The 23,809-nt window shown below is 66.3% G+C and carries 23 protein-coding genes and 2 tRNA genes; 14 read left to right on the top strand and 11 right to left on the bottom strand.

Annotation, left to right across the window (positions count from 1 at the left end):
* Positions 1-32: 32 nt before the first annotated feature.
* A complete protein-coding gene (locus NP3_RS18880) occupies positions 33-1,214 on the bottom strand; it encodes an MFS transporter (protein WP_063042907.1) in 1,182 nt (393 codons plus the stop codon).
* 210 nt (positions 1,215-1,424) lie between these two features.
* Here NP3_RS18880 and NP3_RS18870 point away from each other — a divergent pair, with 210 nt between their 5' ends.
* From NP3_RS18870 to NP3_RS18855, 4 genes are all read left to right on the top strand, one after another.
* A complete protein-coding gene (locus tag NP3_RS18870) occupies positions 1,425-2,198 on the top strand; it encodes a fumarylacetoacetate hydrolase family protein (RefSeq protein ID WP_063042905.1) in 774 nt (257 codons plus the stop codon).
* 13 nt (positions 2,199-2,211) lie between these two features.
* Positions 2,212-3,684, top strand: a complete 1,473-nt coding sequence (gltX, locus tag NP3_RS18865; RefSeq protein ID WP_063042904.1) for a glutamate--tRNA ligase — start codon at positions 2,212-2,214, stop codon at positions 3,682-3,684.
* A gap of 134 nt (positions 3,685-3,818) precedes the next feature.
* Positions 3,819-3,890: transfer RNA gene (locus tag NP3_RS18860), tRNA-Gln, on the top strand.
* Between the two features lie 153 nt (positions 3,891-4,043).
* Positions 4,044-4,116: transfer RNA gene (locus NP3_RS18855), tRNA-Glu, on the top strand.
* Positions 4,117-4,530: 414 nt separating this feature from the next.
* Here NP3_RS18855 and NP3_RS18850 read toward each other — a convergent pair.
* The 3 genes from NP3_RS18850 to NP3_RS18840 form a co-directional block, all read right to left on the bottom strand.
* Complete coding sequence (locus NP3_RS18850; protein WP_063042903.1) at positions 4,531-4,725, bottom strand: DUF5302 domain-containing protein; 195 nt, start codon at positions 4,723-4,725, stop codon at positions 4,531-4,533.
* Between the two features lie 131 nt (positions 4,726-4,856).
* Entirely contained in the window at positions 4,857-5,357 is a 501-nt protein-coding gene (locus NP3_RS18845) for a pyridoxamine 5'-phosphate oxidase family protein (RefSeq protein WP_063042902.1), read from the bottom strand.
* A 35-nt stretch (positions 5,358-5,392) separates the two neighbouring features.
* Positions 5,393-6,094 carry an IclR family transcriptional regulator gene (locus NP3_RS18840; RefSeq protein WP_063042901.1) on the bottom strand — a complete coding sequence of 234 codons (702 nt, stop codon included), beginning with the start codon at positions 6,092-6,094 and terminating at the stop codon, positions 5,393-5,395.
* Positions 6,095-6,243: 149 nt separating this feature from the next.
* Here NP3_RS18840 and leuC point away from each other — a divergent pair, with 149 nt between their 5' ends.
* The 3 genes from leuC to NP3_RS18825 all read left to right on the top strand — a co-directional run bounded on the left by leuC (position 6,244) and on the right by NP3_RS18825 (position 9,162).
* Positions 6,244-7,665 (top strand): 3-isopropylmalate dehydratase large subunit, encoded by a 1,422-nt coding sequence (gene leuC, locus NP3_RS18835; RefSeq protein WP_063042900.1) that lies wholly within the window; start codon positions 6,244-6,246, stop codon positions 7,663-7,665.
* An 81-nt stretch (positions 7,666-7,746) separates the two neighbouring features.
* On the top strand, positions 7,747-8,355 hold the full coding sequence (gene leuD, locus NP3_RS18830) for a 3-isopropylmalate dehydratase small subunit (protein WP_063042925.1): 609 nt from the start codon (positions 7,747-7,749) through the stop codon (positions 8,353-8,355).
* 156 nt (positions 8,356-8,511) lie between these two features.
* Entirely contained in the window at positions 8,512-9,162 is a 651-nt protein-coding gene (locus tag NP3_RS18825; RefSeq protein ID WP_063042899.1) for an HU family DNA-binding protein, read from the top strand.
* A gap of 183 nt (positions 9,163-9,345) precedes the next feature.
* On the opposite strand, the gene NP3_RS18820 is transcribed toward NP3_RS18825, so the two are convergent.
* The 3 genes from NP3_RS18820 to cofC all read right to left on the bottom strand — a co-directional run bounded on the left by NP3_RS18820 (position 9,346) and on the right by cofC (position 13,410).
* Positions 9,346-10,290: an NUDIX hydrolase gene (locus NP3_RS18820; RefSeq protein WP_063042898.1), complete on the bottom strand. Its 945-nt coding sequence runs from the start codon at positions 10,288-10,290 to the stop codon at positions 9,346-9,348.
* 100 nt (positions 10,291-10,390) lie between these two features.
* The gene (locus NP3_RS18815) at positions 10,391-12,550 is read right to left on the bottom strand and encodes an RNA degradosome polyphosphate kinase (protein WP_063042897.1); all 2,160 of its coding nucleotides are present in this window, start codon (positions 12,548-12,550) and stop codon (positions 10,391-10,393) included.
* A 161-nt stretch (positions 12,551-12,711) separates the two neighbouring features.
* Positions 12,712-13,410 (bottom strand): 2-phospho-L-lactate guanylyltransferase, encoded by a 699-nt coding sequence (gene cofC / locus NP3_RS18810; protein ID WP_063042896.1) that lies wholly within the window; start codon positions 13,408-13,410, stop codon positions 12,712-12,714.
* 43 nt (positions 13,411-13,453) lie between these two features.
* Between cofC and NP3_RS18805 the strand changes: the two genes are divergently transcribed.
* Together NP3_RS18805 and NP3_RS18800 are read left to right on the top strand one after the other, a co-directional pair.
* A complete protein-coding gene (locus NP3_RS18805; protein ID WP_063042895.1) occupies positions 13,454-14,449 on the top strand; it encodes an NAD(P)H-dependent glycerol-3-phosphate dehydrogenase in 996 nt (331 codons plus the stop codon).
* A 65-nt stretch (positions 14,450-14,514) separates the two neighbouring features.
* Positions 14,515-15,612 carry a D-alanine--D-alanine ligase family protein gene (locus NP3_RS18800; RefSeq protein ID WP_063042894.1) on the top strand — a complete coding sequence of 366 codons (1,098 nt, stop codon included), beginning with the start codon at positions 14,515-14,517 and terminating at the stop codon, positions 15,610-15,612.
* Between the two features lie 78 nt (positions 15,613-15,690).
* Here NP3_RS18800 and NP3_RS18795 read toward each other — a convergent pair whose 3' ends face one another.
* Positions 15,691-16,443: a DUF3515 domain-containing protein gene (locus tag NP3_RS18795; protein ID WP_063042893.1), complete on the bottom strand. Its 753-nt coding sequence runs from the start codon at positions 16,441-16,443 to the stop codon at positions 15,691-15,693.
* Between the two features lie 172 nt (positions 16,444-16,615).
* On the opposite strand from NP3_RS18795, the gene thiL reads away from it, so the two are divergent.
* The 4 genes from thiL to NP3_RS18775 are packed head-to-tail and all read left to right on the top strand — an operon-like array spanning position 16,616 to position 19,646.
* Positions 16,616-17,719 carry a thiamine-phosphate kinase gene (thiL, locus tag NP3_RS18790; RefSeq protein WP_063824815.1) on the top strand — a complete coding sequence of 368 codons (1,104 nt, stop codon included), beginning with the start codon at positions 16,616-16,618 and terminating at the stop codon, positions 17,717-17,719.
* Positions 17,720-17,730: 11 nt separating this feature from the next.
* Positions 17,731-18,414: a uracil-DNA glycosylase gene (locus NP3_RS18785; RefSeq protein WP_063042892.1), complete on the top strand. Its 684-nt coding sequence runs from the start codon at positions 17,731-17,733 to the stop codon at positions 18,412-18,414.
* A 44-nt stretch (positions 18,415-18,458) separates the two neighbouring features.
* Positions 18,459-18,725: a hypothetical protein gene (locus NP3_RS18780; RefSeq protein WP_040693471.1), complete on the top strand. Its 267-nt coding sequence runs from the start codon at positions 18,459-18,461 to the stop codon at positions 18,723-18,725.
* Between the two features lie 57 nt (positions 18,726-18,782).
* Positions 18,783-19,646: an alpha/beta fold hydrolase gene (locus NP3_RS18775; protein WP_063042891.1), complete on the top strand. Its 864-nt coding sequence runs from the start codon at positions 18,783-18,785 to the stop codon at positions 19,644-19,646.
* Here NP3_RS18775 and NP3_RS18770 read toward each other — a convergent pair whose 3' ends face one another.
* From NP3_RS18770 to rpmB, 3 genes are all read right to left on the bottom strand, one after another.
* Positions 19,647-20,429 (bottom strand): enoyl-CoA hydratase/isomerase family protein, encoded by a 783-nt coding sequence (locus NP3_RS18770; protein WP_063042923.1) that lies wholly within the window; start codon positions 20,427-20,429, stop codon positions 19,647-19,649.
* Positions 20,430-20,468: 39 nt separating this feature from the next.
* Complete coding sequence (locus NP3_RS18765) at positions 20,469-20,960, bottom strand: GNAT family N-acetyltransferase (RefSeq protein WP_063042922.1); 492 nt, start codon at positions 20,958-20,960, stop codon at positions 20,469-20,471.
* Between the two features lie 102 nt (positions 20,961-21,062).
* Complete coding sequence (rpmB, locus tag NP3_RS18760; RefSeq protein ID WP_011210730.1) at positions 21,063-21,254, bottom strand: 50S ribosomal protein L28; 192 nt, start codon at positions 21,252-21,254, stop codon at positions 21,063-21,065.
* A 334-nt stretch (positions 21,255-21,588) separates the two neighbouring features.
* On the opposite strand from rpmB, the gene NP3_RS46800 reads away from it, so the two are divergent.
* On the top strand, positions 21,589-23,805 hold the full coding sequence (locus NP3_RS46800; protein WP_245721004.1) for a DAK2 domain-containing protein: 2,217 nt from the start codon (positions 21,589-21,591) through the stop codon (positions 23,803-23,805).
* Positions 23,806-23,809 lie beyond the last annotated feature (4 nt).

Genomic DNA, 23,809 nt, shown 5'->3' with positions numbered 1-23,809 from the left:
GACCGGAGCGGGCGCGAATTCCTAAGGGGCAGTTATGCAGATCGTCGGCCAGCGGGGACCAACGGAACCGCCGCCATCGCCAGCATGGCGGCCAGCAGATATGCCGCGGGGAAACCGCTGGCGGTGATCAGCGCGCCGAAAACCGGTGGTATGGCGGCCATTGCGAGGTTCTGGCCGGTGTTCTGGATGCCGAGTCCACGTCCACTCCAGAACGGTCCGGCGATTTCGGCGACCGCGGTAAAGGCTAGACCGTTATCGGAGACCGTGATGACCGATGCGGCGATCAGCAGCGGAATCGCGGCCCACCACGCGTGCGTCCACGCGGCCGAAGCCAAGGCGGCCATAGAGATTACGGCGGCGATGGCGACGGTGCGCAGCGGTCCCAGTCGGCTGCCGACGCGATCGGACCACGCGCCAGCCCCGATTCGTCCTATGGCGCCGAGGAATTGGGTTCCGGTCACCAGAGCGCCCGCCACGGGCAGCGACCAGCCGACGTCACTGTGCAACCACAATAATGCGAAAGTCCATACGGTCCCTTGGGGAATGCACAGCAGCACCGACACCGCATGGATGCGCCACAGCGTTGAATCACCGCGATACGGGTTGGCTCGATCCGCCGCCGCGCCCGCGGGTCGTGGTGGATCGACGATCCCGATCAGGCAGCCCAGCGCGGCGACGCCCGCCATTACCGCGGGCACCAGAACAGCCGTGGAGACCCCGTGCGCGGCCGCGACGGCCGGAATGCTGAGCGCGCCGATGCCGACGCCGATGGGCTGTGCGGTCTGTCGAATACCCATGGCCAGTCCGCGTCGCTGCGGCGGAAACCAGCCGACGATCACCCGGCCGCTTGCCCCGTTGGTACTCGCCGCGCCGACGCCGCCCAGGAACAGCAATGCGCCGAGCAGTACGTGATCGGTGACGGTAGCCGCCGCGATGCCCGCGCCGAACATCAGCAGCGGTCCGCCGACCAGCACCTTGTGCTCACCGATCCGGTCCACGACATATCCCCAGGCGATCAGCGTGCAAACTAGGCCGACCGTCGGCATGGCCACGAGCAGACCCGCGGTAGCCAGCGGCATGCCACCGGCCGTCAGCGCGGGCAATAGAAATGGAACCCCGTGGATGAAGACGGCGCTGGAGGCCTGTGCGAACACGCCGAGGCCGAGCATGGACCACCGTCGGACGTCGTGCATCTGCGTCACGGTCGTAGCCATCGGCCTCACCTCGGAATCTCAAAATATGGGAAGTAGTTCTCATTGTGTGAACATCGCGTCTCACCGTACACCCAGTGGGCAAGCGGATTCCGCTGTGGTTCTGTCGAACTGCTCACATCGCGAGCCGTCGCACCCGTCGCCGCGCGCGGTTCCGGACCGCTCGGTCGGGCGCGTTCGAGCAGGTCGAGGGCGGTCGATAGACTGCGGTGCATGCGTCTAGGTCGAATCGCCAGTCCCGATGGAGTCGCTTTCGTCAGCATTGAAGGGGAGGGGAGCGAGAGCGTCGCCAAGGAGATCGCGGAACATCCGTTCGGTACTCCGACATTCACCGGGCGGAGTTGGCCGCTGGCCGATGTGCGCCTGCTCGCGCCGATTCTGGCCAGCAAGGTGGTCTGCATCGGCAAGAACTACGCCGCGCACGCGGCCGAAATGGGCGGGGTCGCACCGGCGGATCCGGTGATCTTCATGAAGCCGAGCACCTCGATCATCGGCCCGAACGCGTCGATCGTATTGCCGCCCAGCTCATCCCAGGTCGACTACGAGGGCGAGCTCGCGATCGTCATCGGCCGTCCGTGCAAGGACGTGCCCGCCGCCCGCGCACTCGACGTAGTGCTCGGTTACACCGTCGCCAACGATGTGACCGCGCGCGATCAACAGAAGCACGACGGCCAGTGGACCCGGGGCAAGGGCTACGACACCTTCTGCCCGCTCGGCCCGTGGATCGAAACCTCGCTCGACCCTTCGGATCTGGAGATCGTCACCGAAGTCGACGGCGAGGTCCGCCAGCGCAGTCGCACTTCGCTTCTGCTGCACGATATTTCGAAGTTCATCGAGTGGGTGACCACGGTGATGACGCTGCTGCCCGGCGATGTGCTGCTCACCGGAACCCCGGAGGGTGTCGGCCCGCTGCAGGCCGGGCAGAACGTCTCCGTGACCGTCGAGGGCATCGGAACCCTCACCAATCCTGTTGCCGCCAAGCGTTAGTCGAAAGAGAGCCATGACTGAAGTACGGGTCCGCTTCTGCCCGTCACCGACCGGAACGCCGCATGTCGGCCTGGTCCGGACGGCGCTGTTCAACTGGGCGTACGCCCGCCACACCGGCGGCAAGTTCGTCTTCCGCATCGAAGATACCGATGCCGCACGCGATTCCGAAGAATCATACGGTGCGATCCTGGACGCACTGCGCTGGCTCGGCCTCACCTGGGACGAGGGGCCGGAGGTCGGCGGGCCCTATGCGCCCTATCGCCAATCGCAGCGACGCGAGCTGCATATGGAAGTCGTGCGGAATTTGCTGGCGGCCGGTGAAGCGTACGAATCCTTCTCCACCGCCGAGGAAGTCGAGGAGCGCCATCGGGCTGCGGGCCGCGATCCGAAACTCGGCTACGACAACTACGACCGCGATCTCACCCCCGAGGAGATCGAGGCCCATCGGGCCGCCGGACGCCCGGCGGTAATCCGGCTCCGAATGCCAGACGAAGACATCACCTGGCACGATCTCGTGCGCGGCGAAACCACCTTCAAAGCGGGTACCGTGCCCGATTTCGCACTCACTCGCGGTAATGGCGATCCGCTCTATACGCTGGTTAACCCGGTCGACGACGCATTGATGAAGATCACCCATGTGTTGCGCGGCGAGGACATTCTCTCGTCCACTCCGCGTCAAATCGCGCTCTATGCGGCTATGCGCCGGATCGGTGTCGCGGAGTTCACTCCGGAGTTCGGTCATCTGCCGTTCGTGATGGGGCAGGGCAACAAGAAGTTGTCCAAGCGCGATCCGGAGTCGAATCTGTTCGTGCATCGGGATAGAGGATTCATCCCAGAGGGTTTGCTGAATTACCTGGCGCTACTCGGCTGGGGCATCGCGGATGATCGCGATGTTTTCTCGATGGCCGAGATGGTGGCGGCCTTCGATATCTCGAAAGTGAATTCGAATCCGGCCCGTTTCGATCAGAAGAAGGCGGACGCGCTCAACGCCGAACACATCCGATTGCTGGAGCCGGGTGATTTCACGCACCGCTTGCGTGAGTTCCTCACCGAACACGGCCACATCGGTGCCGACATCGACGACAAGTTGTTCGCCGCGGCCGCCGAACTTGTGCAAACCCGGATCGTGGTGTTGTCCGACGCGTGGGATCTGCTGCGTTTCTTGTTCGCGCCCGCGGAAGAGTTCGCGATTGATCCGGCGGCGGGGTCGAAGAACCTCGGTTCCGAAGCCGCCCCGGTATTGGACGCCGCCATTGCCGCGCTGGAGCCGCTGACGGTTTGGACCACTCCCGCTATCGAGGATGCGCTCAAAACCGCGCTCATCGATGATCTGGGGCTCAAACCGCGTAAGGCGTTCGCACCAGTGCGAGTGGCAGTGACGGGTTCGCATATCAGCCCGCCGCTGTACGAATCGCTGGAGCTGCTCGGCCGCGAGACGAGCCTGGCTCGGCTGCGCTCGGCGCGGGACTGGACGGCACCGGCCTGAAAATCCGCCTTTGACCGAAAAATAGGGCGTTGACCAGCCGATTTGTAGTAGACCGTATGCGGTTTGGTACTCTACTTCTCGGCTCGGAACAGGGCCTCGGGTCAGCCGGACACGAGGCCGAACGTCCTGGTCATTGGGGTATGGTGTAATTGGCAACACAGCTGATTCTGGTTCAGCCATTCTAGGTTCGAGTCCTGGTACCCCAGCGGAAATGTTGTTCTTCTCTCGGCGCGCGACCGAAAGTTGTTCAGCATCCGGCGATTTGGTCGCCGAGCTTCGGTCAGCTAAGCTAGCCGAGCTTCCACTGATCGAAAGATCAACCGGAAAGGTCACCCACTGAAATGTGGGGATCGAGTCCTGGCCCCGTCGTCTAGCGGCCTAGGACGCCGCCCTCTCAAGGCGGTAGCGCGGGTTCGAATCCCGTCGGGGCTACGCAGAATGGAAGGCTCATGCTCATGGAGAGCATGAGCCTTTTTCTGCTTCGCATTGTCTTGTGGGGGTGAAACCCCCACACCCCCACCCGGGGGCTTTGCCCCCGGACCCCCGAGTCTGGCCGGGGGCTTTGCCCCGGAACAGCGGGTCGGGGTGCCGTTTGGTATGGGTGCGCTGTTTCCTTTGTGGTGCGGGGCGCTTTGTCGTGCATGTCACTGTTTGGTCGTCCGCACTCACGCGGACCGCGCTGGGGATCTGTTGGGCGTTGCCCTGGTGCGGGCACGCGATCGATGTCCCATGCCCTATGCGCCGGTCACCCGAGTGGCCGGATTAGCGGAGTTGGCCGAGTTGGAGGCGAGTTTCGGGGTACCAAAAGGCCCTCCAGCGGTTCGCTGGAGGGCCTTGGCGGTGGGCCTATCCGCTCTTGCGGCGGAACTCTCGCTTGTGGCTGGCGTTGCCGTGGGGGGAGGTTGCCTTGGATCGGCCGTCGAGGTGGTCGTTCGACTTGGCGTGGTGCTGGTTCTTGCGCTCCAGGGCTTCCTTGAACTTGCGTTTGACGTCTTCGGTGCTCGGTGCCGCCTTGCCGTTGGAACTGTCTGCTTCCGCCATGTCTGCTCCTCGTCGTCGCGGCCGGGTGGCGCGCCAATGGGGCGTCGCCGCGCTGCCGATTCGGGTCGATCAGGGTTGACGCTACTGTGCCGCACCCGGCGTGTCAGGCGGATTTTGCCCGCGTGGCGCGATCAGTCGAGGGGCTGGGCGGTGGTGCCGCCGAGGGGGAGTTGGGGGAGGCCGAGTTTGCGGTGGTCCCAGCTGCGGAGGCGATCCGGGACTACCCGGACCGCTATGCGCTTGTTGAGCATCTGCTCGACGAGCGGTCGGACTTCTTCGCTGTAGGGGCCGGTGTAGCGCTCCCAGACGCTCACGCCGACGGCGAAGAGTTTGTCCGGATCATCGATGATCTCGGCGTGGCCTTCGATCGAGACGCCGCGCAACTGGTCGTAGGTCTGGCCTGCCTCGACCATGCAGGTCACGCGGGGGTCGCGGCCCAGGTTGACTGCCTTTTGCGACTTGGCCTTGGTCTCGAACCAGATCTCGCCGCCGATGAGCGCGTACCACATCGCGGTCAGGTGCGGCGCACCGTTCGGGCCGATGGTGGCCAGCGTCGCGATGCGGCTGCGCTGCAGGAATTCGGAAATCTCGGCGTCGGACATGACGATCTGCGCCCGTTGGTTTACTCCCATGCGCACCAACCTTAGAGGTTTGAAACTAGAACGTGTTACAGCCTCTTGTGGAGTGCGTCCGCGGCGGCGACCAGGTCGGCCGCCCAGCGGGCGCCCGGTCTGCGGCCCATGCGATCGATCGGGCCCGACACCGAGACCGCCGCGATGACGTGGCCCGCGGCGTCACGCACGGGTGCGGAGACGCTGGCCACACCGCTGGCCCGCTCAGCGGCGCTCTGGGCCCAGCCGCGCTTGCGGACCTCGGCCAGCGCCCGCTCACCGAATACCGCATCGGCCAGGATGATGCGCTGCAGTTCCGGATCCGCCCAGGCGACCAGCACCTTGGCCGCCGAACCGGCGGTGAGCGGCAGGCGCGCCCCGATCGGCACGGTGTCGCGCAGGCCGACGGGCGGTTCCAGGGCGGCGATGCAGACCCGCGCATTGCCGTCTCGACAGTAGATCTGGACGCTCTCGCCGGTGATCTCGCGCAAGCGCGGGAGAATGGCCGCGGCGGCCTCGTGCAGTGGATCGGTGGCCCCGGCGGCGAGTTCGGCGAGCGCCGGTCCGGGCCGCCACAGACCGTTGTTGTCGCGGGCGAGCAGCCGGTGCACCTCGAGCCCGACGGCCAGGCGATGGGCGGTGGCCCGGGGCAGTCCGGTGCGGGTGCACAGTTCGTTGAGACCGCATGGGTGCTCCGCGACGGCATATAACACTGACACCGCTTTGTCGAGGACGCCGATACCGCTATGCTGTCTCATAGAACGATATTAGCGTCTCGGATACTGAGAAAGCCACTTAAGGGTCTGCTCGCTCCGGACGCGTCGGAACAGCCAAAAACTTGTGCAGCCGTGAGCGCGCCTCAGCCCGGATCGCGTACCTCGGTTGCTCGTCGGAAAGGTGATCGAGAATGGCCGAGCGCCGCACACTGGCCGAGAAGGTGTGGGAGCAGCATGTCGTCGCCCGCGGAGCGGGCGAGGGCGCCTCGCGGGAGCCCGATCTGATCTACATCGATCTGCACCTCGTACACGAGGTGACCAGCCCGCAGGCCTTCGACGGACTCCGCGCCGCGGGCCGTCCGGTGCGCCGTCCCGATCTCACCATCGCGACCGAGGACCACAACGTCCCGACGATCGATATCGATAAGCCGATCGCCGACCCTATTTCGCGCACCCAGGTCGAAACGCTGCGCCACAATTGCACGGAATTCGGTGTGCGCCTGCATCCGATGGGGGACCTTGATCAGGGCATCGTGCACGTCGTCGGGCCGCAATTGGGTTTGACCCAGCCGGGGATGACCGTGGTGTGCGGCGATAGCCACACCTCCACCCACGGCGCGTTCGGCGCGCTGGCCATGGGCATCGGCACCAGTGAGGTCGAGCACGTCCTTGCCACGCAGACGCTCTCGCTGCGCCCGTTCAAGACCATGGCGATCACTGTCGACGGCCAATTGCCGCCCGGTGTCACGAGTAAGGATCTGATTCTGGCCGTCATCGCCCAGATCGGTACCGGCGGTGGTCAGGGCTATGTGCTCGAGTATCGCGGCGAGGCCATTCGCGCCATGTCGATGGAGGCGCGAATGACGATCTGCAACATGTCGATCGAGGCGGGCGCGCGGGCCGGCATGATCGCTCCTGATGAAACCACCTATGAATTCCTCAAAGGCCGCCCGCACGCGCCGCAGGGAGCCGCCTGGGATGCCGCAGTGGCCGCCTGGGAGGCGCTGAAGACCGATGAGGGCGCCGTTTTCGATGCCGAGGTGCACATCGACGCCGCCGCGCTGAGCCCGTTCGTCACCTGGGGTACCAACCCCGGACAGGGTGCGCCGCTGGGCGAGCAGGTGCCCGATCCCGCGCGGATTACCGACGAGACGGCACGCGAGTCCGCGGAGAAAGCGTTGCGATACATGGATTTGGAGCCGGGTACTCCACTTCGTGATGTATCGGTCGACGCCGTATTCGTCGGTTCGTGCACCAACGGGCGCATCGAGGATTTGCGTGCGGTGGCCGGGATTTTGAAGGGACGCCGCGTCGCCGACGGGGTGCGAATGCTGGTTGTACCGGGATCTATGCGGGTGCGCGCCCAGGCGGAAAAAGAAGGACTGGGCGAGATTTTCACTGCGGCGGGCGCCGAATGGCGTCAGGCGGGCTGCTCGATGTGCCTGGGAATGAATCCCGATCAGCTCGCGCCGGGTCAGCGCTGTGCTTCGACTTCGAACCGTAACTTCGAGGGGCGGCAGGGCAAAGGTGGCCGTACACACCTGGTTTCCCCGCTGGTAGCGGCCGCAACGGCGGTTCGCGGCACCCTGTCCTCGCCTGCGGATCTGGACTGATCAGCGCGCGGACGCCGTTGTGTCCGCGCCGATTCGTGTTCCGGCCGCCCAAATCGTCTAATGACCCAGGAGAATCAGCAAATGGAAGCCTTCACCGTGCACAAGGGGATCGGAGTGCCGCTGCGCCGATCCAATGTCGACACCGATCAGATCATTCCGGCCGTGTACCTGAAGCGGGTGACGCGAACGGGATTCGAGGACGGACTGTTCGCAGCATGGCGATCGGATCCGGACTTCATTCTGAACACCGAACCCTTTAACCGGGGCAGTGTGCTGGTGGCCGGTCCGGACTTCGGTACCGGATCCTCGCGCGAACACGCGGTATGGGCGCTGTCGGACTACGGCTTTCGCGTCGTCATCTCGTCACGCTTCGCCGACATCTTCCGCGGCAATGCGGGCAAGGGCGGACTGTTGGCCGCGCAGATGTCACAGAACGATGTCGAAATGCTCTGGAAGTTGCTCGAGGAACAGCCGGGTCTCGAATTGGTAGTAGACCTCGAGGCGCGCACGGTGACGGCTGGAACCGTCGTGTTGCCGTTCGATATTGATGACTACACACGGTGGCGTCTGCTCGAAGGATTGGACGACATCGGGCTGACACTCCGGCGTAGTGACGTCATCGGCGAGTTCGAAAAGGCAAGGCCAAGTTGGAAACCCACAACCCTTCCGGCGCATATTTCGCAGGCGTAATCACCCGGTAGCGATAGCTGAGTTCGCCTTGGGGCGGTAGCTGGACGTGTGCTAAACCACATGAATTTTGGCGTGGCACATAGACTCTTGCCCAAAGTGGGTTTACCGTGGTACCTAGTCGGTCCGACGACGGGCCATTAGTCTGCGGAGGATTCAATGAACAAGGCGGAACTGATCGACGTTCTGACCGAAAAGTTGGGTACGGACAGGCGCACGGCCACCGCGGCAGTCGAGCATGTGGTCGACACCATCGTGCGTGCGGTGCACAAGGGTCAGAGCGTCACAATCACCGGATTCGGTGTGTTCGAACAGCGTAAGCGTGCGGCTCGTGTCGCGCGGAACCCGCGTACCGGCGAAACCGTGAAGGTGAAGCCCACTTCGGTGCCGGCGTTCCGTCCGGGTGCGCAGTTCAAAGCCGTCATTGCGGGTAAGCAGAAGCTGACCGCGAGCGGCCCTGCGGTAAAGCGCGGCGCGAATGCACCGGTGGCAGCCAAGAAGGCGGCCGCGAAGAAGACGGCGGCCAAGAAGACCGCCGCCAAGAAGACGACCGCCACCAAGGCGCCCGCGAAGAAGACCGCGGCCAAGAAGGCCCCGGCAAAGACAACGGCGCGCAAGGCAACTGCCACCAAGACGGCTGCCAAGAAGGCACCCGCCAAGAAGACCGTCGCCAAGAAGACGACAGCTGCGGCCAAGAAGGCGACGACGGCGGCCAAGAAGACCACCACCGCCGCCAAGAAGACGGTCGCGAAGAAGGCGCCCGCGAAGAAGTCCGCGGCCAAGAAGGCTCCGGCACGTCGCGCGCGCTGACGCTGAAGGTGCACTGCCGCCGGGTGATTCGGCTCCGCTAGGCGGAATCACCGGCAAACCGACTCGAAACGGCCCCGAGGTTCGCCTCGGGGCCGTTTCGGCTGTCTGCGTCGGGATCTGGCGTCGAGAAGCGACCGTATGACGGTTGTGGTCCCCTCGCGGCGTGAGGACTCGTCTGCGGCGTCAGGGCTTGACGATGGCGTCCGAGAGTGACCGGTCGAGGTGGTCGGCGGCGACCAGTCGACCCGAGACGAACGACAGCACCCACACACTGCCCTTGCGGTTGCGCGCCGACGGCAGTGTGATGCCGTCCCGTTGGGCCCACCACTGCAGCAGATCGGGAATTACCTTGCCCTGACTGCAAAGAACGCGCACCGCACGATCCGACACGAGTGATAGGGCGCGTTGTCGAGCCTTGTCCGGCGCTGCGGCATAAGCGGTTTCGGAGAAATCCGGTTCGATGCCGATGGTCGTGCCGAGTTTCTCCGCAAGTGGTTCCATCGTCTGGACACAGCGTAGTGGATCGGCCGAAAAGATCTCGGACGCACCGAATGCCAGCAGATTCGGGACCAACGCATCGGCTTGGGCTCGACCGGCTCGCTCCAGCGGGCGCTGCTCGTCCGGACCGTCGAATCGGTCCCTGCTGCCAGCCTTGGCGTGCCGCACCACAACCAGCGTGCTGGTGGCGGCGGGCAGGCGGGTGAAGGCGCGCATCACCTGGCGGTCCATCGGATACGACAATTGGTCCATCACCCGGTCCAAGGTGTACCAGGACAGCGCGTCGACCTCGGAATTGGCGCTGAATTCACCGCCGGAAACCTCGGCGGCCCAATAGTCCACCCGCTTGAGTTTCCGATGTCCGGGAATCGGATACGTGACGTGCCCGAGGTAGCGACTGAGCCGGCAGTCGAGGCCGGTTTCCTCGCCGACCTCGCGCACGGCGGCGAGCACCGGGGTCTCGCCCGGATCGAGTTTGCCTTTCGGCAGCGACCAATCCTGATACTTGGGGCGGTGCACCACGGCGATCTCGATGGCGCCGGATTCAGCGGACCTTCTACGCCACAACACCGCGCCCGCGGCGTGAATGTTGGCTGTTACCCGAGGATCCCAGAACGGCGCGCCGTCCATCTCGTATCCCGTCGTACCACTCACGACTGCGCCTCGATGGTGCTCGGCTTCGTCGTGCGCGATTGCGCGCTGTATTGATCGTTCACTCGCTGCCGTTCGTTCACGGCTGATCCGGTCTCCGTACTCGCATCATGAATTGCTGGTGGTCGCGTACCTCGACGCCGTTGCTATCGGCGCCGTCGGGTGAGGCATGCCAACTGCCGTCGGCTTGGAGTACCCAGCAGCGCGTGGTCGGATACAGCGCCGAGTCGAAGACCGAGCCCAACTGCTCGCACAGCTTCGGATCCTTCACCTGTGCCATGACTTCCACGCGCCGGTCCAGATTCCGGTGCATCATGTCGGCGCTGCCGATCCAGTATTGGTCCTGGGCCTGGAAGTGCAGAATTCGCGAATGTTCCAGGAAGCGACCGAGAATCGAGCGCACCTCGATGTTCTCGCTCATCCCCTCGACGCCGGGTCGCAGACCACAGATGCCACGCACCACGATCTGCACCGGTATACCGGCCTGAGAAGCTCGGTAGAGCGCGTCGATGACTTGCTCGTCGACAATTGCATTGGCCTTTATCCGGATTCGCGCCGGGACGCCCTGGCGTGCCAGTTCGATCTCGCGCTGGATCCGCTCGATGATTCCGGCGCGCACACCCTGCGGTGCGACAAGCAGGTTGCGGTAGTTGGCCTTTCGCGAGTAACCGGTCAGCGAATTGAACAGATCGGTCAGATCTGCGCCGATTTCCGGTGCGGCGGTGAGCAACCCGACGTCCTCGTAGAGGCGCGCGGTCTTCGGGTTGTAGTTGCCGGTGCCGATATGGCAGTAGCGGCGGATGGTCGAACCCTCGCGACGCACCACCAGGCAGGTCTTGCAGTGCGTCTTGAGGCCGATGAGGCCGTAGACGACATGCACGCCCGCCTGTTCCAGCGCCCGGGCCCATTTGATATTGGCCTGTTCGTCGAAGCGGGCCTTGATCTCGACCAGCGCGACGACCTGTTTACCCGCCTCGGCCGCGTCGATGAGCGCGTTCACGATCGGGGAGTCACCGGAGGTCCGGTACAGGGTCTGTTTGATCGCGAGCACCTGCGGGTCGGCGGCGGCCTGTTCGATGAAGCGCTGCACGCTGGTGGAGAACGAGTCGTAGGGGTGGTGTACCAGCACATCGCCCTCGCGCAGCGCCTGGAAGACATTGCGCGGGGTTTCGCGCTCGCCGAACGCGGGCGGCGTCGCGGGCACATACGGTGCGTCCTTGAGATTGGGCCGGTCCACGCCGTACACCTGCCACAGGCAGGACAGGTCCAGCAGGCCGGGCACCTGGATCACATCGCCGGGATCGACCTCGAGCTCACGCAGCAGCAGATCGAGCATGTGCTCGGTCATATCGTCGGAGACCTCTAGTCGGACCGGCGACCCGAAGCGGCGGCGAGCGAGTTCCCGCTCCAATGCCTGCAGCAGATCCTCGTCGCGATCCTCGTCGACCTCGAAATCGGCATTCCGGGTGATCCGGAACGAGTGGTGTTCGACGACCTTCATACCCGGGAACAGCAGATCGAGGTGCGCGGCGATCAGTTCTTCCATCGGTAGGAAGGCCGCGACCGGGGAGCCGGAGTCGGTGCGCCGCACCCGAACGAAGCGATCGACGTTGTCGGGCACCTTGACGCGGGCGAAATGTTCGCCGCCGGTGGAGGCATCCCTCACCGTCACCGCGAGGTTGAGACTCAGGCCGCTGATGTAGGGGAATGGGTGCGCCGGATCCACCGCGAGCGGGGTGAGTACCGGAAAAACCTGATCCTGGAAGTAGCCCGAGAGACGTTGGCGCTCATCGTTATCCAGATCGGACCAGACGATGACGGCGATGCCCTCGGCGGTCAGCGCGGGCAGTACCGAGTCGAGGAAGACGCGGGCGTGCCGGTCGGCGATCTCCTGGGCGCGCGCCGCGATCAGCTCCAATTGTTCGGTGGGCGAACGGCCGTCGGCCGAACGCACCGAAAGTCCGGTCTCCGCACGGCGTTTGAGACCGGCGACGCGGACCATGTAGAACTCGTCCAGATTGGAGGCGAAGATCGCGAGGAATTTCGCGCGCTCCAACAATGGCAGCGATGCGTCCTCGGCAAGTGCGAGAACTCGGGTGTTGAAGTCGAGCCAACTGAGTTCGCGGTTCAGGTAGCGATCACGTGGCAACCGCTGGGCGTGACCATCCTCGGCCGGCGGTGTCGCGGCGGGCAGTGCGGTCGGCAGCACCTGTTGCTTGACGGTTTCGATATCGCTCATGCCCGCGCCTCGCTGGCACGCGGCACCGACATGCGCGACGCACGCTGGTTCCGGAATAGCTTGCTTCGCTCACTCACGTCAACGATCATCCCCTACGAACCGGGCCGTGTGCAGCCCGACGCCATCATTGCCGTGCGTATCACGCCGGATGTGGCGACCGGCTAGCACACCCGGCGTACCCGCTCGTGAACGTGAATCGGCCAGCCGATGTCGTGCAGCACAGCACCTGTCGAATCGCCCGCGCCGAGCTCGACGGCGCGGTCCAGATCGTCGGCGGTATCGACGTCGAGCCGCAATCCGGGCCAGTCACCGTGCAGGTCGACCGCACCCGCTTCGATGTGTCGACGCGCCGAGCCGGGACCGAAGCGCGGGTCCAGCGGGGCGACGGTATCGCGAACCAATAACGCGGCCGTGCCGCTGCCTGCGTGGTCGACGATGACCGAACGAACGCCGACCGGCGCGGTGGTCAGCATGTCCGAGAGTTCGTCGGGGCGCAAGGCGGGCAGATCCGCCTGCAGGGCCAGCAGCTCGATCGGACCGTGCCGGTGTCGCAATGCGGTGGCCGCGTCGGTGAGCGCGGTGTTCAGGCCGTCCGGATCGGTCGTGTCGATCACCTCGCGGCGGGGTTCGGGATGCACCACCGCCCCGAGCGTGCGCGCCAGTTCGGCGACGACCGGATCCGGGGTCACCACGGTGACCGACGCGATCTGCGGAACCGCCACGGCGGCGGACACGGTGTCGGCGAGCATGGCGAGCACCAGCCGGGCCCGGTGTTCCGGGCGCAGCCGATCGGCCAGACGGCTCTTGGCCCGATCGAGGCTCTTCACCGCGATCACGGCGTGCAACGCATGCGGACGCATGCTGCTAATCCTTCCATGAGTGGTTCCGTGGCATATTGGGCAGATGACGAGGGCGGCAGTGCTGGGCGCGGGATCATGGGGGACCGCGTTCGCGAAGGTGTTGGCGGACGCGGGAACCGACGTCACGATCTGGGCCAGGCGGCCCGAGGTGGCCAAGGCCCTGGCCACGGAACATCGCAATCCGTTCTATCTGCCCGATGTGCAACTACCCAGCGTGCGGGCCACCCACGACCACGCCGAGGCGCTCGACGGCGCGGAAATCGTCGTGCTCGCGGTTCCGTCCCAATCCCTGCGCGCGAATCTCGAGACGTGGCGGGACTCGATCGGGCCGGATGCCGCGCTGCTGAGCCTGGCCAAGGGCATCGAGACCGGCACGCTGCTGCGGATGAGTCAGGTCATCGGTGAAGTCACCGGTGCCGACGAGAGCCGGATCGCGGTATTGTCCGGTCCGAATCTGGCCAAGGAGATCGCCGCCGAGCAGCCCGCGGCCACCGTGATCGCCTGCACCGATGCCGCGCGGGCCGTCGCACTGCAGCGGGTCTGCGCGAACGGCTACTTCCGGCCCTACACCAATACCGATGTGATCGGCTGCGAGATCGGTGGCGCCTGCAAGAACGTCATCGCGCTCGCCTGCGGCATCGCCTCGGGAATGGGGTTGGGCGACAATTCGATTGCCAGCCTGATCACCCGTGGGCTGGCCGAGATCATCCGGCTCGGGGTCGCACTCGGCGCGGAGCCAGTCACGTTGGCCGGACTGGCCGGAGTCGGCGATCTGGTCGCCACCTGTACTTCGCCGCTGTCGCGCAACCGGTCGTTCGGGCATGTGCTCGGGGCGGGCGGGTCAATGGAGGCGGCCCAGGAGGCGACACATGGTCAGGTCGCCGAGGGTGTGAAGTCGTGCACATCGGTGCGGGCGCTGGCCGCGGCGCACGACGTCGAGATGCCGCTGACCACGGGGGTGCACCAGGTATGTCATGAGGGCGTTTCGGTACGCGAGGCGGTCGACAATCTGCTGGGTCGGCGGATCAAACCGGAATAGGAGCGAACGTTATACCCGCACGGGCACGAGGTTGGTTCGGCACCCATACGGGTACGGTTCCGTTCATGACGAACCGGATCAGGGTTGCTGTGGTGTTCGGCGGGCGCAGTAACGAGCACGCCGTCTCGTGTGTGTCGGCCGGTAGCGTGCTGCGCAACCTCGATCCGGAAAAGTACGAGGCCGTGCCCATCGGCATCACTCTCGACGGCGCCTGGGTGCTCGGTGGTTCGGAGGTGGCGTCGCTCGGATTCAAGGACAACGCGCTCCCCGCTGTGGACAGCAGTGGCACCGCGCTCACGCTGGCCGCCGATCCGAGCCGGTCCGGCTCGTTGGTCGCGCTCGATGATCCGAGTGCGGCACTCGGTTCGGTGGATGTGGTCTTCCCTATTCTGCATGGTCCGTTCGGTGAGGACGGCACGCTGCAGGGCATGCTCGAATTGGCCGGGGTGCCGTATGTCGGGCCCGGGGTGCTGGCCAGCGCCGCGGGCATGGACAAGGAATTCACCAAGAAACTGCTCGCCGCGGAGGGGCTGCCGATCGGGCGGCAGTTGGTGCTGCGGCGCGGGACCGACACGCTCGATGCGGATGATCGCGCGCTGCTCGGCCTGCCGGTATTCGTCAAACCGGCGCGCGGTGGCTCCTCGATCGGCATCACCAAGGTCACCGATTGGCGCGAGTTGGACGCGGCGATCGCGACGGCGCGCGAACACGATCCGAAGGTGATCGTGGAGGCGGGCATTGTCGGGCGGGAAGTCGAATGCGGCGTGCTGGAATTTCCGGACGGGCGGGTCGAGGCCAGTGTGGTCGCGGAGATCCGGATGCCCGACGCCGATGCCGCGGCGCCGGAGTTCTACGACTTCGACACCAAATACCTCGACGATGTCTGCGAATTCGATGTTCCGGCGAAACTGGACGACGAAGTATCCGACAGCGTCAGGGAACTCGCGGTGCGGGCGTTCAAAGCGCTCGACTGCCAAGGGTTGGCGCGGGTGGACTTCTTCGTCACGGCCGAGGGGCCGGTGATCAATGAGATCAACACGATGCCCGGCTTCACCTCGATCTCGATGTATCCGCGGATGTGGGAGGCGACCGGAATCGACTACCGGGCACTGGTTTCCACGCTGATCGAAACGGCGCTCGCCCGAGGTACCGGATTGCGGTGAGCGATGCTCGACCTTTTGACCGGACCCGCGGCGTCGCACGTACACCGGGGTGCGGCGCAACGACGCGGGGTGTGAACGTCAGTTCGGCAGCGGGCCGGGATCGATCGGCTGGGCCGGTATGTTGGCGGTGATCGTGTCCGAAACTCCTTGTAGCGGAGTCGGTCCGGATCCGTCGGGGACGGTCAGCGCGATATAGGTCGCGCGGTCGACGGCGAACCAGGTGCTCGCCTTGGCGGCCGCATCGCGGACCTCGAACCATTGCACGCCATTGACGATCTGTAGTGGGGAGGCGCGGTTGAACTCCAACGGTCGCTCCAAACCGCAGCGCAGCACGATGGCGTCGCCGCCGTCCTTGCGCTGCCAGGCGCGAGTCGCGGGGGGAGCCGGTTCCACCAGCGTGGATTTGGAGTAGTCGCCGAGATCGACCGGCAATGCGGGCAGCAGCGCGGCGCACGCCGGACCGTCTGCCGCGGGTGCGGGAACCGGACCGAGAACCAGCGGTTCGCGTTCGGTCGGTGCGCGTAGGGCAAGGACCGCGGCGACCAGAACGGCGACTACCAGCACGACCGGGAGTGCGACCGCGGTCGCGATCAGCGCGGGCGGGTAGCCGCTGGATTCGGTCGCGGGCTCGTCGGCGGTACCGAGGGCCGCGGGTTCGGCACCGGCGGAGGCCGGTTCGGGCTCGGCATCGGACGCTGGGGATGGGCTCTCGGCTCCGCTGTGATCGACGGTGGGCGTGGGTGCTGCCGCAGTGCTGTCCGCAGCCGAATCGGCCGTCCCCTTCGACAGCCCGGCCTCGGACGACTCCGCCTCCGACGAATCCGCCGCCATGCTCACCGGTCCTTCCTGTTCGCGCTGGCAGGGCCCGGTCACCTGGTAGATGGATGCCGCGCTCCGGCCTGGTAGTACTCGATTGCCTTGGAAAGGGTACCCTCGGGGCGATTTCAGCCAGCGCGACGCCGGGAAGGGACAGGTCATCAGCGACAGCACACCGCCGAAGACAGTGCGTGAGCTGGGGGAGTTCGCGCTGATCGAGCGAATCAACTCGGGGCGGGTGCAGGCGCCAGGCGTGCTGCTCGGCCCCGGTGACGACGCCGCCCTGGTGGCCGCGCCGGACGGCCGTTTCGTGGTCACCACCGACATGCTGATCCAGGATCGACATTTCCGGCTCGACTGGTCCGATCCGCGCGATATCGGGCGCAAGGCCATCGCGCAGAATGCCGCCGACGTGGTCGCGATGGGTGCGGTGCCGACCGCATTCGTTGTGGCGTTCGGCTGTCCGGCCGATACGTCGCTCGAGCTGGTGGATGGGCTCACCGACGGGATGTGGGCCGAGGCGCGCCGCGCGGGCGGTTCCATCGCGGGCGGCGATGTGGTGCGCAGCCCGCAGCTGGTCATCTCGGTCACCGCTTTCGGCGATCTGGACGGCCGCGCGCCGATCACCAGAGCCGGTGCACGCGTGGGGGATACGGTCGCGGTGGTCGGTCGCCTCGGCTGGTCCGCAGCCGGGTTGGCGGTGCTCACCGCCGGATTCGATCCGGCAGACGAATTCTTCGCCGAAGCGCTCGCGGCCCATCGGGTTCCACAGCCGCCCTATTCGGCTGTGCTCGCGGTTGTCGCTGATTCCGTTGCCGGAGTGGACAACTCGGGAGCCTCCCGGGCGGACGGCGTGGAGCGCGTCGGGGTGTCGGATCAGAACGCGACGGAGTGCGGGTCCGAGGGCATCATCGGATCCTCCACCGAAGTGCCCGCGATACCCACCGCGCTAACCGACATTTCGGACGGATTGCTCGCGGATCTGGGCCATATCGCCGAGGCGTCCGGCGTCGCCATCGATATCCAATCGATGACATTGCGCGATCCGGCTCTGGCGACGATCGCGCGCCGTCTGGATGCCGATGCGGCGCAATGGATTCTGACCGGCGGCGAGGATCACGCGTTCGTCGGAACCTGGCCCGCGCACCGGGATTTGCCGCCCGGCTGGGTCCCGATCGGACGGGTGCTGGCAGGTCACGGCATCACCGTCGACGGTATGCGACATCCGGGCAATGGGGGCTGGGAATCGTTCAGCGGGGTGGACTCGGCATCCGAGCCCGAGCCACGATAGGTTGTGCGGTCATGGGCGCGAAACCACTGACGGAAATCATGGATCCGGGTTGGGCGAAGGCTCTCGAACCGGTTGCCGAACAGATCTCGGCGATGGGCGAATTCCTGCGCGCGGAGAACGCGGCGGGCCGCGGATATCTACCTGCCGGTGAGAATGTGCTGCGCGCTTTCCAACGCCCGTTCGACGCGGTGCGCGTGCTCATCGTCGGCCAGGATCCGTATCCGACGCCCGGACATCCGATGGGCCTGAGTTTCTCTGTCGCCCCGGATGTTTCGCCGGTGCCGCGCAGCCTCGCCAATATCTTCGCCGAATACAGTAAAGACCTCGGCCACGAGACTCCGTCCAACGGCGACCTGAGCCCGTGGTCGGATCAGGGCGTACTGCTGCTGAACCGAGTCCTGACGGTTTCGCCCGGACAGCCCGCCTCGCACCGTGGCAAGGGCTGGGAGGCGGTCACCGATCAGGCGATTCGTGCGCTGGTGGCCAGGGACGAACCGCTGGTCGCGATCCTGTGGGGTCGAGACGCGCAGACACTGAAACCGCAGCTGGCAGCGGCCGAGGTGCCCTATATCGAATCCGTGCACCCGTCACCACTGTCGGCTTCGCGCGGCTTTTTTGGTTCGCGACCCTTCTCACGAGTGAATGAACTACTCGACGAATTGGGTGCCGAGCCTGTTGACTGGCGCCTGCCCTAGATCTCGGGCGTCGAGGTTAAAACACAGTAGAGGAGCACAATTACATGCAGAACAAGACCGTTCGCGGCGCACTGCGCGGCACCACCGCCACGCTGGCCCTGTGCGCGGCCCTGGCCGGCGGCAGTGCGGCGGCGAATGCGGCCGGGTTGCCGCTCGAGCCCGCCACGGAGACCTCCGCGCCGAAGACCGCCGCTCCGGTCGGCGAGGAATTCACCTCCAATGGCTCCTCGACCATCTCGTCCTCGGTGAATGCCAAGGTCGCGTGCCTGCTGCAGAACACCATCAGCGCGCAGGGCAAGTGGGACTGCTGAGGTCCCATTGACCGGGGCTCGCACGAGCCCCAGCGGTAACTGTGCGATCCTCGGATCGTGAGTAATGCGAACAACCTTCTCGATCCGATCCGGCTGCGGCTGCGCGGTTCGGATGGGATCGAGCTGGCCGCCGACCAGTTCGGCCCGGCGGACGGCCCGCTCGTCCTGTTTCTGCACGGTGGTGGTCAGACCAGACACTCGTGGAAGCAGACCGGTGCGAAGCTGGCCGCCGCCGGGATGCGGGTCGTCACGCTGGACGCGCGCGGCCACGGTGACAGCGAATGGTCGCCGAACGCCGATTACCGGCGCGCCACGATGGTCGCCGACCTGGTCGCGGTCCTCGAACAGCTGGCCACCCCCGCGGTCGTGGTCGGCGCGAGCATGGGCGGTATGACCGGCCTGCTGACTACGGCGGATCCGGGCGGTGCGCCGATTACCGCACTGGTGCTCGTCGACATCGTCACCCGCCCCGAACCCGCCGGTGTCGCGCGGGTGATCGACTTCCTCGGTAAGCATCGCGACGGCTTCGACAGCCTCGAGCAGGCCGCCGATGCGGTCGCGGAATATATGCCGCACCGGCCACGGCCCAAGAACACCGACGGCCTGCTGCGCAATCTGCGCCAGCGCGACGGTCGCTGGTACTGGCATTGGGATCCGGATATGCTCACCCACCGCGTCGAGGATCCGAGCGAGATGGTGCAGCAGCTCGAGGCCGCCGCGCGCGCCCTCACCATTCCCGTGCTGCTGGTGCGCGGCATGCAATCCGATGTGGTGACGCCGGAAGGCGCCGCCGAATTCCAGGCACTGGTGCCGCATGCGCAGTTGGTCGAGATCGGCGGCGCGGCGCATACCGCGGCCGGTGACGACAACGATTCGTTCACCGACGCGGTCGCGAAATTCGTGCTCCAGGTGCGTGGTTAGCTACCGGTTCCGGTAGTCGGGCTTGCGCTTCTCGACGAAGGCATCCACGCCCTCGTGCCCGGCCGGGCTGTTCGCCGCGGCGCTGATGGCATCGCGCTCGTAGTCGAGCTGGTCGCTCAGTGTCGACGAATTCGACCGTGCCAGTAGCGATTTGATGCTCGCGTAGGCGGATCGCGGTCCGGTGGCGAGGGTTCGGGCCACATCCAGTGCCTCGGCCCGCACCTGCTCGTCATCGACGAGCCGACTCAGGATGCCGAGTCGCACCGCCGTTTCGGCGTCGAGAATCGCGTCGGTGAGCAGGATTTCGCGGGCGCGTCCTGCGCCGACGATCCGCGGCAGCGTCCACGACATGCCGCCGTCCGGGCTCAACGCGATCCCCGGATACGCCGGGCGCAGCTTGGTGCTCGGGCCGCCGATCGCGATATCCGCCGCGCACACCAGGCTCATCCCGGCACCGGCCGCCCACCCCTGCACCCCGGCGACGACGGGCACGATGGTCTCGTCGAGCGCGCGCACGAATTCGTGCAGATCCGTGGCGAGGCCGTAGATATGACCGGCGCGATCCTCGGCCGCCGCGAAACCGCGCACATTGCCACCCGCGGAGAAGTTCGGCCCGGCGCCCGTCAGCAGGACGGCTCCGATCTCGCGGTCGGCCGACCGCAATGCCTCAGTGCCCGCGTTGATGCCTGCGAAGTCCAGGGAAGTGCCGTTCGCGGCGGTCGAGATGGTGATCTGTAGTACGCCGTCGACGACGGTGACGTACTCGGTCTGCGTGGAAGTCATGACCAGCACATTAGCTCCCCGCTCCGAGCCGTCTTCCGGTCAGCGGCGGACCATGCGGACTTCGATGGCGGGGGTGAAGGCCTCGATGCGGCTGGTGCCGTCGAGTTCGAAGCCGTGTTTGCGATAAAAGGCCTGGGCGCGTGGGTTCTTCTCGAAGACCCAGAGAGAGCATGGGATGTCGGGTGCGACGGCGGCGCGGATGAGGTCGTGGGCGACGCCGGTGCCGTACCAGGCGGCGCGGACGTAGAGGGCATTGAGTTCGGTTGGGGTGACCGGTGATTCGTCGCGTGACGCGCTCGCACACGAGAAGCCGATCACCTGGTCGTCGGCGAGGGCGACGTAGGCGTTGCCCGGGTTGCGGACCCGGACGCGTTCCCATTGCTCCGCGCGGCGGTCGACCTCGAACGCATCCAGGATGTGGTCGGGGACCAGGCCGCGATAGGCCTCACGCCAGCAGGCGATATGGCATTCGGCGAGGCCGTGGACGTATTCGGCGGTGAGCGGGGCTATGCGCCAGGCGGGCTGGGTCATGGAAACCATCGTTGCCGAGGGCGATCGCCGATGACCAGGGTCCGTAGATGACTACGCCCCGAGCGCCTGGTGGCGTCGGGGCGTATGTCGGTCTCTGGGAAATCAGCCGCGAACGACCTTGCCCGCCTTCAGGCAGGAGGTGCACACGTTCATGCGGCGGGTGTTGCCCGGCGCGACCTGTGCGCGCACGGTCTGGATGTTCGGGTTCCAACGACGGTTGGTACGCCGGTGCGAGTGCGAGACCGACTTCCCGAAGCCGGGGCCCTTGGCGCAGACGTCGCAGACGGCAGCCATAGTCGCGAACTCCTTCATGTCATGTGGGGACCGCCGCACGTCGGCAGCATGTCCGGAAACAATGTCTTAATGCCCTGCCGACTGACGTCGGCCAGCGCGAACCCTCTCGGCCGCGCTAGGCAACCCTGCAAGGGTAGCTGGCGGCGCCCTGATCCACCAAACCGGGTCATGAACCGACGACCCGTGGGCACACCCGATGGTAGTGGATCGGTGTCGCCGATCGACTGTCGGTATCGCCAGCTAACCTGGCCAACGGTGGCAGAACCTTTCGAGCGATCTGCCAGCAGTCGCTTGGGTGCGGGTGGCACGGCGGTGTGAACGATCGCGGAGAGAGGTGGCGGTGCCCGGAGTGCGGGACATGATGGGCGACGGCCCTGACGCGGGTCTGCCTGCCGTTGCCGGTCCGAATGAACTGAACGGCACGGCCCTGCTGCGCTGGGGCCGCATCTGCTTCGAAGGCCTGCGGCAGCACCGCGAGGAGATCAACGCCCTCAACGTCTTCCCCATCGCCGACGCCGACACGGGTACGAACATGCTCGCCACCATGCGAGCGGCAATGCAGGCCGCGGATGCCGCGGTGATCTCGGCGCGCGGGTCCGAGCAACCGGACGGTTTCGCGGCCGACGGTCATGCAACGGATCGAGTTGTCGCCCGGAATGGCGTTGATCGACTCACCCCGCCTGGTCTTGCCGGGCGCGGCAGCTCGCGGAATGGCTTCAGCGCAGCGCCATTGGGTGGAACCGCGGACGGGTATCTCGAACCGGGCGCGCTCTCGACGCACGATGTGGCCGCGGCGATGGCGCGTGGGGCGACGCTCGGGGCGCGTGGGAATTCCGGGATCATCTTGTCGCAGGTGTTGCGGGGTATTGCCGAGGCGGCGCGCGGGGGCCCGCTGACGGCGCAGACGTTGCGTGACGCGCTGGCCACGGCATCGGCGCTGGTTCGGGAATCGCTGAGTGTGCCGGTCGAGGGGACCATCCTGACCGTCCTGGAGCGGGCAGCCGAATGTGCTGCGGCCTCGCCGGAATCCGCCCTGGCCGAGGTGGCGGTGGCGGCGGCCGACGGTGCTGCCGAGGCGCTCGGTGATACGCCCGCTCAGCTCGGCGTGCTACGCGAAGCGGGGGTGGTCGATGCGGGGGCGCGCGGGTTGGTCGTGCTGCTCGACAGCCTGGTCGCGGTCACTCTCGGCCGGACACCCGATCGGCCGGAGTACGCGCGCGGCGCATTCGCATTCGAGTCGAGTGACGATCGCGCCACCGTCCCTGCGCATGCCGATTCCGCACCGCGAGCCGACGCCGAACCGCGCGACACCTGTGCCGAACCTCTGAGCAGTGCCGAACCCCACTTCGAGGTGATGTACCTCCTCTCCGACACCGACGACCGACGAATCGCCCGCCTCCGCGATCGCCTCGCCGACCTCGGCGACTCAGTGGTGGTCGTCGGAGACGGCGCGGGCTCCTGGTCCGCGCACGTCCACTGCACCGACGCGGGCGCCGCCGTCGAGGCAGGCATAGCAACCGGCACCCTGAGCGCCATCCGCATCGAAAGCTTCACCATCACCGCCCGCCTGGCACCCGCGCACTACGACGCGGCCGCGCACTCGGGCAAATTCCCGCACGCCGACCGCGCCGAGGTCGTCACGCGTCCTGACGCAGCCCCCGCCGATGTTGCGGGTCGCGCCGATACCGCCGCGGAGCCGGGGCGCACTGACGCCAGCACGCGTATTGGTGCTGGTCGCGCTGATGGGGCCGCCGTCGATGCTGCGGGTCACGCTGATGCCGCCGTGCAGCTTAGAGGCGTTGCACGCACCGACACGCCCACGCGTGCTGAAGCTCTCGGCACGACCATCGGATCCGGCACAACCGCGCCCATCGGTCCCGATCACGACGGTCCCGCAGACCGCGCTGTCCTGGCCGTCGCATCGGGAGATGGCGCGGCAGCGCTGTTCGAGGCCGGGGGTGCGGTGGTGCTCGGCGGGGACGGGCCGGTGACCAGTGCGGCGCTGCTTGCGGCGATTCGGCGGCTGCCGAATCGGGAGGTGTTGGTGCTGCCGAATGGTGCGCTGCCCGCGCACGAGTTGGTTGCGGTCGGTGTTGCGGCTCGTGACGCGCATCGGGACGTCTTGTTGTTGCCGAGCGGGTCCATGGTGCAAGGGTTGGCGGCGCTGGCGGTGCACGATTGCGGCCGGATCGCGGTGGACGACGCGTTCGCCATGTCGGAAGCGGCGGCCGCGACCCGCTGGGGATCATTGCGTGCCGCGACAGAACGGGCGCTCACCATGGTCGGCACCTGCGAGGCCGGTGATGGGCTGGGGCTGGTCGGTCACGATGTCGTGGTGATCGACCGCGATGTGCCGACCGCTGGCCGGACCCTGCTAGACCGGATGCTCGCCTTCGGCGGTGAGCTGGTCACCCTGCTGATGGGTGTGGCGGCGCCCGGCGAACTCGCGGACGAACTGGCCGCGCATATCGCGAACGGCTTCCCCGGCGTCGAGGTGAGTGTGTATTCCGGTGGGCAGCAAGCGGATCTGGTGCAGATAGGGGTGGAATAGGGAT

It is taken from the genome of Nocardia pseudovaccinii NBRC 100343 (assembly GCF_001613225.1).
Classification (GTDB): Bacteria; Actinomycetota; Actinomycetes; order Mycobacteriales; family Mycobacteriaceae; genus Nocardia; species Nocardia pseudovaccinii.
The sequence above is the reverse complement of the archived record's forward strand: the minus strand, read 5'-3'. Positions and strand labels throughout refer to the sequence as shown.

Excerpts from the sequence above, each read along its gene's own strand:
- NP3_RS18880 (WP_063042907.1), bottom strand. The coding sequence starts at position 1,214 with ATGGCTACGACCGTGACGCAGATGCACGACGTCCGACGGTGGTCCATG.
- NP3_RS18870 (WP_063042905.1), top strand. The coding sequence starts at position 1,425 with ATGCGTCTAGGTCGAATCGCCAGTCCCGATGGAGTCGCTTTCGTCAGC.
- gltX (WP_063042904.1), top strand. The coding sequence starts at position 2,212 with ATGACTGAAGTACGGGTCCGCTTCTGCCCGTCACCGACCGGAACGCCG.
- NP3_RS18850 (WP_063042903.1), bottom strand. The coding sequence starts at position 4,725 with ATGGCGGAAGCAGACAGTTCCAACGGCAAGGCGGCACCGAGCACCGAA.
- NP3_RS18845 (WP_063042902.1), bottom strand. The coding sequence starts at position 5,357 with ATGGGAGTAAACCAACGGGCGCAGATCGTCATGTCCGACGCCGAGATT.
- NP3_RS18840 (WP_063042901.1), bottom strand. The coding sequence starts at position 6,094 with ATGAGACAGCATAGCGGTATCGGCGTCCTCGACAAAGCGGTGTCAGTG.
- leuC (WP_063042900.1), top strand. The coding sequence starts at position 6,244 with ATGGCCGAGCGCCGCACACTGGCCGAGAAGGTGTGGGAGCAGCATGTC.
- leuD (WP_063042925.1), top strand. The coding sequence starts at position 7,747 with ATGGAAGCCTTCACCGTGCACAAGGGGATCGGAGTGCCGCTGCGCCGA.
- NP3_RS18825 (WP_063042899.1), top strand. The coding sequence starts at position 8,512 with ATGAACAAGGCGGAACTGATCGACGTTCTGACCGAAAAGTTGGGTACG.
- NP3_RS18820 (WP_063042898.1), bottom strand. The coding sequence starts at position 10,290 with ATGGACGGCGCGCCGTTCTGGGATCCTCGGGTAACAGCCAACATTCAC.
- NP3_RS18815 (WP_063042897.1), bottom strand. The coding sequence starts at position 12,550 with ATGAGCGATATCGAAACCGTCAAGCAACAGGTGCTGCCGACCGCACTG.
- cofC (WP_063042896.1), bottom strand. The coding sequence starts at position 13,410 with ATGCGTCCGCATGCGTTGCACGCCGTGATCGCGGTGAAGAGCCTCGAT.
- NP3_RS18805 (WP_063042895.1), top strand. The coding sequence starts at position 13,454 with ATGACGAGGGCGGCAGTGCTGGGCGCGGGATCATGGGGGACCGCGTTC.
- NP3_RS18800 (WP_063042894.1), top strand. The coding sequence starts at position 14,515 with ATGACGAACCGGATCAGGGTTGCTGTGGTGTTCGGCGGGCGCAGTAAC.
- NP3_RS18795 (WP_063042893.1), bottom strand. The coding sequence starts at position 16,443 with ATGGCGGCGGATTCGTCGGAGGCGGAGTCGTCCGAGGCCGGGCTGTCG.
- NP3_RS18785 (WP_063042892.1), top strand. The coding sequence starts at position 17,731 with ATGGGCGCGAAACCACTGACGGAAATCATGGATCCGGGTTGGGCGAAG.
- NP3_RS18780 (WP_040693471.1), top strand. The coding sequence starts at position 18,459 with ATGCAGAACAAGACCGTTCGCGGCGCACTGCGCGGCACCACCGCCACG.
- NP3_RS18770 (WP_063042923.1), bottom strand. The coding sequence starts at position 20,429 with ATGACTTCCACGCAGACCGAGTACGTCACCGTCGTCGACGGCGTACTA.
- NP3_RS18765 (WP_063042922.1), bottom strand. The coding sequence starts at position 20,960 with ATGACCCAGCCCGCCTGGCGCATAGCCCCGCTCACCGCCGAATACGTC.
- rpmB (WP_011210730.1), bottom strand. The coding sequence starts at position 21,254 with ATGGCTGCCGTCTGCGACGTCTGCGCCAAGGGCCCCGGCTTCGGGAAG.